The following is a 12,435-nucleotide window of genomic DNA, read 5'->3' on the forward strand; positions in this document are numbered from 1 at the left end:
AACCCATGGAAAAGACAGAGCGGCTCAACGCAATCCTCGATCTGCTTGCTGCGCAGGGCCAGGTCCTGGTGGAGGACATCGTCACGCAGCTGGAGGTTTCTCCCGCCACGGCACGACGGGATCTTGATGCCCTCGCCGCGCAGCGGCTGCTCACCCGTACCCGGGGCGGAGCCAGGATGGACGCGGTTGCCTACGATCTCCCCTCCCGGTACGCCCGCGACGACCATGCCGCCCAAAAACAGGCAATTGCCCAGGCCGCCAGCGCCCTGGTGCCCAAGGGCGCCGTGATCGGCCTCTGCGGCGGAACCACCAGCACGGCCATCGCCCACGCGCTCGGCATGCGCCGGGACCTCATGGAGACCTCCAGCAAGCCGACGCTGACGGTTGTCACCAATGCCATTAACATTGCTGCCCAGTTGGTCGTCAGGCCGAATATCCGCGTCATGGTGACCGGCGGCGTCGTCAATCCGCGTTCCTATGAGCTGGTGGGACCGTACACGGACACCATCCTGCAGCGGGTTGCGCTGGACCTTGCCTTTGTCGGGGTGAACGGCCTGGACCCGGAGGTGGGGCCGACCATCCATGACGAAGCCGAAGCCGCCGTGAATGCACTGATGTCCCGGCGCGCCTCCCAAACGTACGTAGTCGCCGATTCGTCGAAGATCGGTGCCCGCAGTTTCGCCACGCTCAGCGGCTTCGATTTCAGCAACCTGATTACGGACTCGGGGATCTCTGCAGAGGAAAAAGCCGCCTTCGAAGCCGCCGGCACCAAGGTGATCGTCGCCGGAGCCTAGTCCGCCACGGACGCAGGCTCGCCTGACGCGAACTGGGTGTTGTGCAGTTCGGCGTAGCGGCCCCGGGCCGCCAGCAGTTCCGTGTGCGTCCCCTGCTCGACAATCTGGCCGTCCTCGATCACCAGGATGCGATCCGCGTTGCGGATGGTGGAGAGGCGGTGCGCAATCACGACGGCGGTACGGCCTTCGAGCGCTTCGGTAAGGGCTGCCTGGACCGCTGCCTCAGAAGTGGAGTCCAGTGCGGCGGTCGCTTCATCGAGGATGACGACGCGGGGCTGGGCCAGCAGCAGCCGGGCGATGGTCATGCGCTGGCGTTCGCCGCCCGAGAGCCGGTAGCCCCGCTCCCCGACCATGGTCTCCAGGCCGTCCGGCAGCGACCGGATCAGGTTTTCGAGCCGTGCACGGCGCAGGGCATCCCAGATCTCTTCTTCGGAGGCTTCGGGGTTCGCCAGCAGCAGGTTGGAACGGATCGTCTCGTGGAAAAGGTGCCCGTCCTGCGTCACCATGCCAAGCGCCGAACGCATGCCTTCAAAGCTCAGGTCCCGCACGTCGGTGCCGGAGAAGCGGACAGCCCCCGAATCGACGTCGTACAGGCGGGAGAGCAACTGCGCGATCGTTGACTTGCCGGCACCGGAACTGCCCACCAGCGCCACCGTCTGGCCGGGCTCAACCCTGAAGGACACTCCGTGGAGCACTTCTTCTCCGCCGCGGCTGTCCAGGACCGCCACGTCTTCCAGGGAGGCCAGGGAGACTTTGTCCGCCGTGGGGTAGGCGAATCTCACGTTGTCGAACTCCACGCCCAGCGGGCCGGCGGGGACCGGAGCGGTCTCTTCCTTCTCCCGGATCAGCGGCTTGAGGTCCAGGATCTCGAAGACGCGTTCAAAGCTCACGACGGCGCTCATGATTTCCACCCGGGCATTCGCCAGTGAGGTCAGCGGTGCGTAAAGCCGCGTGAGCAGCAGTGCCAGGGTCACGACGTCGCCTGTGTTCAGGGTGCCGGTCAGGGCAAAGTAGCCGCCCAGCCCGTACACCAGGGCCAGTGCGAGCGCGGAAACCAGGGTCAGTGCCGTCACGAAAATGGACTGCATCATGGCTGTCTTTACGCCAATGTCCCGGACCCGTGCGGCACGGACGGCGAACTCCGTGGATTCCGCTTCGGGCCGGCCGAAGAGCTTCACCAGGGTGGCCCCGGGGGCGGAGAACCGCTCGGTCATCTGGGTGCCCATGGAGGCGTTGTGGTTGGCGGCCTCGCGCCGGAGCGCGGCAAGCCGTCCGCCCATCCGCCGGGCCGGCACCAGGAACACCGGGAGCAGCAGCATGGCCAGCACGGTCACCTGCCAGGACGTATTGAGCATGACAATGAGTGTCAGGACCAGTGCGACGACGTTGCTCACCACGCCGGAGAGCGTGCCGCTGAAAGCCTGCTGGGCGCCGATGACGTCATTGTTCAGGCGGCTGACCAGCGCGCCCGTGCGGGTCCGGGTGAAGAAGGCAATCGGCATGCGCTGGACGTGGTCAAAGACGGCGGTCCGCAGGTCGAGGATGACCTGCTCGCCGATCCGGGAGGAGAACCAGCGGGTCGCCAGGGAAACCCCGGCATCCGCGATTGCCACTGCGGCAATCAGCGCCGCCAGCCAGATGACGGTCTCCAGGGAGGTCTGGGCCACGATGGCATTGACAACCTCACCGGCAAGGACCGGAGTGGCTACGGCGAGGAACGCTCCGAGCGTAGACAGCGCCAGGAAGCCAATCAGCTGCCTCCGGTAAGGGGCTGCAAACCCGAGAATCCGCTTCAGCGTCTCGCGGGAGATCTTCTTGTCCGTGCCTTTGGCCGTGGAGATTTTATGCAGCGAACTCCAGGCAGCACCTTCCATGCTCATGCGTCTAACTTCCTTACGTGGCGGTACCTACCAGCTTAAGCGACGGAGTCCCTCTGCCTGCCGTTCATAACCGCAGCCGCTTCCGGGTCATTCCCGGGCGCGGAAGCGGCCGGAGGGGACACAGGTAACGATGTGTCCTGTACCACGGATAAGGCACGGCGCTGGGATACACTCAAACCGCCCGCACACAGCCGGGAACACAGAGTGAAAGGGCCGCTATGCCCACGGCGCCGACCCACGAGGGGCTGTCTACCGACAGCCCCGGCGAAGACCTGCCGGCCCTGGTTGCCGTCAGTGACACGGCACTGCGCTGCGCAGTGGAAGAAGCGCTTTCACTCGCCCGGCTCCGTCCGGTTTCCTCCGGCAGCGTCCCTGACGCTCCGCTTCCCGTGCTCGCTGTCGTCGATACGGCCACGGTGGAGGCCGCAGGACCGGACCTGCGCAGCTGGCTGCTCCCCGGCACTGACGGCTCCAGTCCCCCTGTCATTCTCATCACTACGGGTGAGCTCCTTGACGTGGAGGACATGGTGCGTCGCGGCATCACTGACTTTGTGCTGAGCCCTCTGGCCGGCAACGAACTTTCCTACCGCGCGGCGCTGATCCGGGCCGAGTCCCTGGCCGTGCGCCGCCGCCGGGAGGTTAACAACCTCCTGCGCGGCAAGGCGCGTGTTATTTCCGCTGCGGTCCGTGCCACGAACGATCCCCACGTCATGGCCGATGCCGTCGTCTCAGGCCTGGGCGGCGTCTTCGGGGCCGACCACGTCGCCCTGACGACCTTCCCTGATGAACGGGTGCCGGAGCTGCTGACGTCCTGGAGCCGGCCTGGAACCCGTGCCGCCATTCCGGTTCCCGACCCGGGCCAGGCGATCGAAGTAGCGGAAATGCTGTGGGAAAACGGCCGCATGCTGGCTGCCCGGGACCACTGGGATCCTGAATGCGACACTCATCCGATCCTGCATCCGGCCCCGCGCGAGGCCGGGCTGCGCACCTCGGTCATCGTTCCCCTGGGGCACGGAGACCGGCCGTTCGGCATCATCTGGCTGGCGGGGGAAAACACGGAACGGGTCTGGACTCCCACGGAGCTTTCCCTGATCCAGCATGTCAGCGGCAACCTCGCCCACGGACTGGTGCAGGGCCACCTGATTACTGCGCAGCGCACCGTCCTGGCCCGCCAGCGCGAGCTGGACCGGGAGAAAACCGACTTCGTGGCCACGATCAACCATGAACTGCGCACCCCCCTGACATCCATCACCGGATACCTGGATCTCATCCTCGACGGATCAGGCGGCGGGATCTCGCCCGAAATCGCCCAGATGCTAGAAATCGTCGGCCGCAACGCCAGCCGTCTGAACCATCTGATCGGCGACCTGCTGACCATTTCCCGCTCAGACGCGGAGGAACCCCGGATGGACGTGGAGGAGCTGATCCTGCGCGACCTTTTGGATCAGGTCATCGCTTCCCTGACTCCCGCTGCTGCGAGCCGGAATATCCGCCTCACGCTGCAGGAGACGGATTCGGCGTTCCGCCTGGACGGCGACCGCGAACAGCTTGAGCGGGTCTTCAGCAACCTGGTGTCCAACGCGGTGAAGTTCACGCCGCCCGGCGGCTCGGTTCATGTTGAGGCCGGCCGCGTTCCCGTGACGGACGGCAAGGCTCCGATGCTGCGCATCTGTGTCCGCGATACGGGCATCGGCATTCCCGCAGAAGACCTGCCCAGGCTCTTCGGAAGGTTCTTCCGTGCGTCCAATGCCACCGCAGCAGCCATCCCCGGCACCGGACTGGGCCTGGCGATCGTCCAGGACATCGTCCACCAGCACGGAGGTACGCTCACCATTGACTCCGCCGTGGGCCAGGGGACCTGCGTCGAAGTGCTGCTGCCCAGCGGCTAGGAACCGGCGGGGACCTGTGCCCGCGCTTCGATCCGTTCCGGGAAGCAGTAACAGTTCAGGGAATTGCCGCGGCTGAACCCGACCAGGGTCATGCCGGCATCACGCGCCAGTTCGACCGACAAGGAGGACGGCGCCGAGACTGCCGCCAAGACCGGAATACCTGCCAGCTGGGCTTTTTGAACAAGTTCAAAAGAGGCCCTGCCCGAGACCTGGAGCACCGTGCCGCGCAGCGGCAGCAGTCCATTGCGGAGCGCCCAGCCCACCACCTTGTCGACGGCGTTGTGCCTGCCTACGTCCTCGCGGAGGCACAGCAGTTCTCCCTCGGCGGTGAAGAGTCCGGCCGCATGCACCCCGCCGGTCTTGTCGAAGAGCGCCTGGCTCCCCCGCAGCCTGTCCGGCAGCGATGCCAGCACCTCCAGGGGTACCCGCACGCCGTCGCCGGCGACATCGAAATGGGAGGACTTTCGCACTGCTTCAATGGAGGCCGTGCCGCAGATGCCGCAGGAGCTGGAGGTGTAGACATGGCGCTCCATGCCCGTGTCCGGCAGTGCAGTGCCCGGGCGCAGCTGCACGTCCACGACGTTGAACGTCTGCTGGCCTTCCTCGTCGACGCCGGCGCAGTACCGCATTGATATGAGCTGGCCGGCTTCCCAAATGACGCCTTCGGAGACGAGGAAGCCCGCCACCAGGTCAAAGTCATCGCCCGGCGTCCGCATGGTCACTGTGAAGGAACGGCCCTGGAAACGGATCTCGAGCGGTTCCTCCCCGGCCAGCACGTCGTCGCGCTGGCTGGACGTCCCGTCGATGCGGAACCTTGTAATTCGGGCACGCCGTGAAACCCGTCCCATCCCATCGCTCCTCAATAAGTCTTAGACTGGCCTCACTTCAGACTAGGTGAATTCTTACACGAGGACGTGGTGGCTGTGCCAAGCAAGGCTCCGAAGAACGGAATCGACGAATCCGAACTGCGGGTAGGTGAACCCAAGACCCATGCCGTCGGCCTTCCCGCCGTGATCAACTCCCTGCGTATTTCCTTCGACCAGATGGGTGCGCTCCGCAGCGCGCAGACCCTGATGAACGTCAACCAGAAGAAGGGCTTTGACTGCCCCGGCTGCGCCTGGCCTGAAGGAGACAAGCGGCACGCTGCGGAGTTCTGCGAGAACGGTGCCAAGGCAGTAGCCGAAGAAGCCACCAAGCGCCGGGTTCCGCCGGAGTTCTTCGCGGAGCACTCCGTGGCCGAGATGCTGGAGATGGACGACTACTGGTTGGGGCAGCAGGGCCGGCTCACCGACCCCATGGTGCTCGACGCAGGTGACACCCACTACCGCCCCATCAGCTGGGACGCTGCCTACGACATGGTCGTGGAGGAACTCGGCGCCATGGATTCCCCCGACCAGGCAGTGTTCTATACCTCGGGCCGGACATCCAACGAGGCCGCATTCCTCTACCAGCTCATGGTCAGGGGCATCGGAACCAACAACCTGCCCGACTGCTCGAACATGTGCCATGAATCCTCCGGTTCGGCGCTGACCGAAACCCTGGGTGTGGGAAAAGGCACCGTCAGCCTGGACGATGTGCAGGGTTCGGACCTGATCATCGTGGCCGGCCAGAACCCGGGCACCAACCACCCCCGCATGCTGACCGCGCTGGAGCGGGCCAAGAAGAACGGCGCGACCATCATCGCGGTGAATCCCCTGCCGGAGGCGGGACTGCTGCGTTTCGACAACCCGCAGACGGCGTCGGGCCTCCTCGGCACCAAGTTCGGCGGCGGAACCCAGCTCGCCGACGACTTTCTCCAGATCCGCCTGGGCGGGGACCAGGCGCTCTTCCAGGGACTCGGCAAATACCTGCTCGAGCAGGAGGAAGAGCACGGGAACGTGTTCGACCATGCCTTCATCAAGTCCTACACAGACGGGCTGGACGCCTACCTCACCGAACTCCGGCGGACCAGCTGGGACGAGATTTGCTTTGCCAGTGGCCTGACCCGCGCACAGATCGAAGCCACCGGCGCCCGTCTGATCGCATCGAAATCCACCGTGGTGTGCTGGGCCATGGGACTGACGCAGCACAAGCATTCCGTGCCGATGCTGCGCGACATCGTCAACGTCCTGCTGCTCCAGGGCAACGTCGGCCGTCCGGGAGCGGGCGTCTGCCCGGTGCGCGGACATTCCAATGTCCAGGGCGACCGCACCATGGGAATCTTCGAGCGCATGCCCGAAGTTTTCCATGACCGGCTTGACGACGAATTCGGGTTCCAGTCCCCGCGCCGCCACGGCTTCGATACCGTCAACGCGATCCGTGCCATGCGGGACTCCAAGGTCCGCGTATTCATGGCCATGGGCGGCAACTTCATCCGCGCGACCCCGGATTCCCTGGTCACGGAGGATGCCCTGCGCAACACCGCCCTGACGGTTCAGGTGTCCACCAAGCTGAACAAGTCGCACCTGGTCCATGGCACCAGGGCGCTCATCCTTCCGGCCCTGGGCCGTACCGACCGTGACACGCAGGCCGGCGGGGACCAGCGGGTCACGGTGGAAGACTCGATGAGCGCTGTCCACGCATCCCAGGGGCGGCTGGACCCGCCCGGCCCTCAGGTCCGCTCCGAGGTTGCGATCGTCTGCGAACTCGCGGAACGGCTTTTCACCGGGAACAATGCGCCTTTCCGGAACAATGCGCCGCAGCTGGACTGGCTGGCTGCCCGTGCCGACTACTCCGTGATCCGCCGGCACATCGAGAACGTCATTCCCGGGTTCGAGGGCTTTGAGGCCAAGATCAAGCGGGGCGGCGGAGGTTTTGTGCTTCCCAACGGCCCCCGTGACGGAAGGAAGTTTGCCACTGCCACCGGCAAGGCCCGCTTCACGGCGAATGAACTGCAGTACCCCAAGGTGCCCGAGGGCCGCCTGATCCTGCAGACCCTGCGTGCACACGACCAGTACAACACCACGGTGTACGCCAAGGATGACCGTTACCGGGGCATTTACGGCGGGCGCCGGGTCGTCTTCGTCAATGCCGCCGATCTGGCGGCGGCCGGGCTTAAGGACGGCGATCTGGTGGACATGGTCTCGGAGTACGAGGATGGGGTGGAACGCCGCGCCGAGAGCTTCCGTGCGGTTGCCTACAACACCCCCGTGGGCTGCGCCGCGGCGTACTACCCGGAGGCCAATGTGCTGGTGCCGCTGGACTCCGTTGCCGACGTCAGCGGCACCCCCACATCGAAATCGGTGATTATCCGGTTGGAGCCTGCTTCACCGGCCACGGCAACGGCAGCGCAGTAACGCTCTGGTCAGGACTGCAGCCGGTTTCGGGAACCACCATCACGGCGTCAGCGTCGGCCAGTCCCCGGAGCATGCCTGAGCGGTAGTACTGCGAGGGCATGGCACGCCCGTCCTGGATGCGGCACGGCACCAGGCGGGTCTTGCCGGGCATCGGGTCGATGCTGACCCCTGCCAGCACGTGGCGCTCCGGTGCCGCCGCGGCGCCGCGAAGCCCGTCAAGCAGGGGCTCCAGAACCGTGAAGACTGCCATCATTGCGGCCAGCGGGTTACCCGGCAGGGCGACCACAAACCGGCCGTCGGGAAGGCGTGCCAGCAGGGTGGGGTGGCCCGGACGCATGGCGATACCGTCGATCAGCAGCTCTGCGTCGACAGACTCCAGTGCGCGGCGCAAATGGTCCGCCTCTGATGTTCCCGTGCCGCCGGTGGTCACCAGGACGTCGCCGGAGGACATCGCAAGGGACGCTTCGTCTATGGCATCGGTGCTCAGTGCCGCGACGACGTCTTCCAGCCGATCCGGAAGCCGCCGGACGGCGTCAACCCTCCCTCCGAGCATTTCCACCAGCTGGGGAAGCTGGGGACCGAAGGTGTCACGTACCTGGCCGGAGTCCGGCAGGCCGAATTCAATGACTTCGTCCCCGGTGAACAGCAGCGAAACCCGCGGTGCCCGCAGCACCGGCAGCGTGTCATGGCCGCACACCGCTGCCAGGGCGATGTGGGCAGGGTTCAGCACAGTTCCCGCAGGGATCGTGGTCTCTTCTGCCGCGGCTTCCTCGCCCGCCGGACGGATGTGTTCGCCGGGCCGGGGTTCATCAGGCCGGGCGCCGGGACCAGGGATGAGTGTCTGGGGATCTCCGGGACGAAGCACGGCGTTTTCGGACCGCAGGACTGCTTCTCCCCCGGCGGGGATCAGTCCACCGGTCAGGATCGGCACGGCCTGTCCCTGCTGCAGCGGACGGCGGCCCGATTCCCGGTGGATCTGCCAGCGCTCGTGTTCGGGTTCTTCAGCAGTCACAAGCGTCCACGGCGGAGCGCCTGCCACCGCCCAGCCGTCCATGGCGGACGACGGATAGTGCGGCACGGGCTGCAGGGCAACGGCATCGGAGGCGAGTGTCTGCCCAAGTGCTTCAGCCAGCGGAACCGTTTCGAACGGCAGCGGCCGGGCCGCAGCATGGGAAGCCCTCCGCGCCTGTTCCCAGGGGGTGTTCGGCTGCAGCGGCAGAATGAGGGGCGCGGCTCCGTTCACTTCTGTTCCCCTGCCCCTGCGGCGTCGCATTCACGCTGGGCTGCCCGGATGGCTGCCCGCATGGCAAGGGCCTCATCAGCCTGCCCGCTTCCGGCCGCCAGGCCCGCTGCGAGACCGGCGACGAAGGTGGTGAGCGGCGCAGCAGGACGCACAACGTTGTGGGCTGCTGCTGCGGCCAAGTCGAGAACCGCGTCAATGTCCACCTCTGTGCCTTCAAGCTCCAAGGACCGCAGCAGGCGCTGCGTCCAATCTTCAAGTTGCTGCTGCTGGGTTCCCATAGTGGCTCCTTTGTCCGTCGCGTAGCACCGGAAGCAGCAGGTTTCAGGCGGTGCGGTTACCTGGGCTGATCCCCCAGCTTTCGGCATCATCCCAGGTGTCCACGTCCGCGGTGCTACCCGCTGGAACGGCGACCTCTCTCCACTGCACCCTAGCAAGCAGGCTGAACATTGACAGATTCTCCAGCCCTTCAGGACGTGCTGCCACGCACCGCCGCAGCTCAGCGCTCCGGTACAGTGCCACCAGCGGCTGCGCCTTGCCCCTGGCATCTACTGCCATGAGGGAGGTCCGGGGATCCAGCGCGGCTTCGGCGAGCAGGGCGGGGACTGCACGGGCGACGCCGGGCATGTCGCAGGCCAGCACCAGTGTCCATTCGGGCTGATGCTCCCCGCGGGCAGCGGACCGCTGATCCAGGACCGAGAGGGCGGCCCCGACTGCCGCCGCCGGACCTCCGAACGGAGGATCCTCACGGACGCGAACGCAGTCATCCCCGTACCTGAGCAGCATGGAGTCCAGCCGGTCAGGTCCCGCGACGGCTATTTCCCGTGCTCCAGCGGAGGCGTCGAGGGTGATCTCCAGGAGGCTGCTGTCACCGAGGACGAGCTCCGCCTTGGGCACACCCCCCAGCCGCGAGGATCGCCCACCGGCCAGGACGACGGCGTCATAGGCAGGCGGGGGCGGTTCCGGCAGCGCCACTAGGCTGCCGTATCGCCGAGGAAGGGATTCCACTGGGCAGCGGGCTGCTCCAGTTCACGGATTTGCCACCGGGCGCCCCTGGGCGGCCGGGGAGTAAAGCGCAGTTTCCATCCGAGCTGGTTCAAGGTTTTGTCCCCTTTGTGGTTGTTGCATCTCAGGCAGCAGGCCACAAGATTCTCCCAGCTGTCTTCTCCCCCGCGGGACTTCGGCACTACGTGGTCAACAGTGGATGCCTGCTTGCCGCAATAAGCGCAGGAGTGCCCGTCCCTTCTCAGGACACCCCGCCTCGTGGCGACGGTCCCCTCCCGGTACGGAATATTCACGTAGCGGTTGAGGAGAATCACGGAGGGCCGTCCGAAAACGTCCGTGGGGCCAACGACCGGATCGCCGCTTTCGGCAAGCACGCTCGCTTTGCCGGTGAGGACCAGCACCAGCGCGCGCTTGAACGTTACGACAGCCAGCGGTTCGTAGCCGGCATTCAGAACCAAGGTTCGCATGCACGTTCCTCTTCGCCTGCCCGGCGGTGGTGCAGGAGGGAGAAACAGCCCCACCTTTACCCCGCGGTACTTCGAATCTTGATTGCAAGAGTAAGCCGCAGGAGGCGATCACGCCATTTAAAGGCCAGTAAAGGCAAGGAAACGGCGGGACGCCAAGCGGGCCGCACCGGTAGCCGGGCAGAAACCAGCAAAGGACCTTCCCGAGGGAAGGTCCTTTGCTGGACTGTGTCAAAAAGTGATGCTAAGTCAAGAAAGAGGTACTGCTAGCCGCCAACGCGGATGTAGACGCCGCCTGAGCCGAGCTCTGCCGGGGCAACCACTGTCTGGTTTCCGAAGAAGCCGCCGTGGATGGCTTGGCCGTTGCCGACATAGACAGCGATGTGGGCCAGGCCCATGCCACCGTCGGCGTAGTAGATCAGGTCGCCCGGAAGCGCCTCCGCTGCACCCACCGTGCGGCCGAGGGAAAGGTAGCCGGCCGGCCACCCGTGGTAGTTGATGCCTGCAGCGGCCAGCGCGTTTGTTGCCAGCATGGTGCAGTCCTGCATCACGCCAAGCTGTGCGTAGGCAGCAGCCGCGATGGTAGCGCCGACGCCGGAGGCAACTGCGGGAGCCGCGGGAGCCGCATGGGCGGGTGCAGCAGCTGCTGCACCGGTGCCCTGTGCCGGGGCCTGCGCTGCGGGAGCAGCGATTTCCTGCGACTGCACGGAGATTTCTGCTTCCACAACAGGCTGCTCGGCAACAATGACGCCGGGTACCTGTGCGAGCTTCAGCTCCAGGCCTGCTGCGTCAGCAGGGACCTGAAGAGGGATGGAGGACAGATCCAGCTTGCTGGTCTGCACGTCACGGGAGGTTTCCGCGCCGGCGGCGTTTGCTGCGACGCCGGTGGTCAGTACCAGGCCCGAGGCTGCGGCAATCACAGCGGCCTGGCGGCCCATCGTGCCGGCGTTGGTGCTGACTGCGTCGGCCAGGGCGGTGAGGGTGCTGGTGCGCTGGACGGGAGCCCGGTGGCGCGCGCGCTCAGTTGTCGAGGTCATGGAAGGTGTTTCTCCGTAGTTTCAGGCAACCGCGCGTCAGCTGACGCGGACGAAGCTTGCGCCGGGAAGGTCGGACAGGGAGTGCAGGCCGGTGTTCATGCCGTTCAGGCCACCGGAAATGACCTGGCCGTTGCCGACGTAGATGGCCACGTGGCCGCCGGTGATTACCAGGTCGCCTGCCTGCGGAGTGCCAACCACTGCACCGAAAGCGAAGAACTGTGAGGGGCCGAGGTCGCCAACGGACTTGCCGACCGACCGCAGGGCCTTCTCGACCATGGCGGTGCAGTCCTGCGCGACGCCGATCTGACCGTAGGCGGAAGCTACCAGCCCGGCGGCAATGCCGCTGGCGGGAGCAGCCTGGGCCGGAGCCGGAGCGGAGGAAGCGGTGGTGACGCCGGTGGAGGCCTGGGCCTGGGCCTGAGCCGGTGCCGGTGCTGCTGCAGCCTGCTGGGCTGCATAGGCTTCCTGCTGGGCGGCGAGTGCCGCCGCTGCTTCTTCGGCTGCCGCGAGCTCGGCTGCCGCGATTTCGGCCCGGATCTCAGCGCCGGAAAGCGAGCCGGCAAGGGGCTCAACCGGAAGATCGAAAGGTGCCTGCTCAGAGACCGTGACGGTCCCGTTGGAGGTCACAACGTTGAGGGGGGTGGATTCCAGTGCCTGGCGGTCGGTGGAGACCGGTGCAGCCTGCGCCGGCATACCTGCGGCCAGAACGAGGCCGGAAGCTGCAACGACGACGGCGGCCTGGCGGCCGACGGATCCTGCGTTGGCGGTTACGGCTTTGGAAAGCGCCGTAAGCGGGCTGGTTTGAGCTGCGGGCGCACGGTGGCGTCCGGACGTGTTTGATGACACAGTTA

At 66.0% G+C, this 12,435-nt stretch carries 11 protein-coding genes; 3 read left to right on the forward strand and 8 right to left on the reverse strand.

Annotated features, from left to right (window positions below; genetic code table 11):
• Positions 1-5 precede the first annotated feature (5 nt).
• Positions 6-794: a DeoR/GlpR family DNA-binding transcription regulator gene (locus tag TVB01_RS09375; protein WP_422455627.1), complete on the forward strand. Its 789-nt coding sequence runs from the start codon at positions 6-8 to the stop codon at positions 792-794.
• Here TVB01_RS09375 and TVB01_RS09380 read toward each other — a convergent pair.
• Positions 791-2,674 carry an ABC transporter ATP-binding protein gene (locus tag TVB01_RS09380; protein WP_422455628.1) on the reverse strand — a complete coding sequence of 628 codons (1,884 nt, stop codon included), beginning with the start codon at positions 2,672-2,674 and terminating at the stop codon, positions 791-793. The two genes, TVB01_RS09375 and TVB01_RS09380, sit on opposite strands and share 4 nt — an antisense overlap.
• A gap of 218 nt (positions 2,675-2,892) precedes the next feature.
• On the opposite strand from TVB01_RS09380, the gene TVB01_RS09385 reads away from it, so the two are divergent.
• Positions 2,893-4,563, forward strand: coding sequence for a GAF domain-containing sensor histidine kinase (locus tag TVB01_RS09385; protein ID WP_422455629.1), 1,671 nt, complete (start codon positions 2,893-2,895; stop codon positions 4,561-4,563).
• Here TVB01_RS09385 and fdhD read toward each other — a convergent pair.
• The gene (gene fdhD / locus TVB01_RS09390; RefSeq protein WP_422455630.1) at positions 4,560-5,411 is read right to left on the reverse strand and encodes a formate dehydrogenase accessory sulfurtransferase FdhD; all 852 of its coding nucleotides are present in this window, start codon (positions 5,409-5,411) and stop codon (positions 4,560-4,562) included. The genes TVB01_RS09385 and fdhD overlap by 4 nt on opposite strands.
• 75 nt (positions 5,412-5,486) lie before the next feature.
• Here fdhD and TVB01_RS09395 point away from each other — a divergent pair, with 75 nt between their 5' ends.
• Positions 5,487-7,838, forward strand: coding sequence for an FdhF/YdeP family oxidoreductase (locus TVB01_RS09395; RefSeq protein ID WP_422455631.1), 2,352 nt, complete (start codon positions 5,487-5,489; stop codon positions 7,836-7,838).
• Here TVB01_RS09395 and TVB01_RS09400 read toward each other — a convergent pair.
• The 6 genes from TVB01_RS09400 to TVB01_RS09425 form a co-directional block, all read right to left on the reverse strand.
• Positions 7,789-9,081: a molybdopterin molybdotransferase MoeA gene (locus tag TVB01_RS09400; protein ID WP_422455632.1), complete on the reverse strand. Its 1,293-nt coding sequence runs from the start codon at positions 9,079-9,081 to the stop codon at positions 7,789-7,791. The genes TVB01_RS09395 and TVB01_RS09400 overlap by 50 nt on opposite strands.
• Positions 9,078-9,359 (reverse strand): DUF6457 domain-containing protein, encoded by a 282-nt coding sequence (locus tag TVB01_RS09405; protein ID WP_422455633.1) that lies wholly within the window; start codon positions 9,357-9,359, stop codon positions 9,078-9,080. Before TVB01_RS09405 ends, TVB01_RS09400 begins: the two co-directional genes overlap by 4 nt.
• Before the next feature lie 43 nt (positions 9,360-9,402).
• Positions 9,403-10,053, reverse strand: coding sequence for a molybdenum cofactor guanylyltransferase (mobA, locus tag TVB01_RS09410; protein ID WP_422455634.1), 651 nt, complete (start codon positions 10,051-10,053; stop codon positions 9,403-9,405).
• The gene (locus TVB01_RS09415) at positions 10,053-10,550 is read right to left on the reverse strand and encodes an HNH endonuclease (protein ID WP_227897556.1); all 498 of its coding nucleotides are present in this window, start codon (positions 10,548-10,550) and stop codon (positions 10,053-10,055) included. The genes mobA and TVB01_RS09415 overlap by 1 nt, the downstream gene beginning before the upstream one ends.
• 263 nt (positions 10,551-10,813) lie before the next feature.
• Positions 10,814-11,584 (reverse strand): NlpC/P60 family protein, encoded by a 771-nt coding sequence (locus TVB01_RS09420; RefSeq protein ID WP_422455635.1) that lies wholly within the window; start codon positions 11,582-11,584, stop codon positions 10,814-10,816.
• A gap of 36 nt (positions 11,585-11,620) precedes the next feature.
• Positions 11,621-12,430 (reverse strand): NlpC/P60 family protein, encoded by an 810-nt coding sequence (locus TVB01_RS09425; protein WP_422455636.1) that lies wholly within the window; start codon positions 12,428-12,430, stop codon positions 11,621-11,623.
• Positions 12,431-12,435 lie beyond the last annotated feature (5 nt).

Source organism: Arthrobacter sp. 7Tela_A1 (assembly GCF_049311065.1).
GTDB lineage: Bacteria > Actinomycetota > Actinomycetes > Actinomycetales > Micrococcaceae > Arthrobacter_B.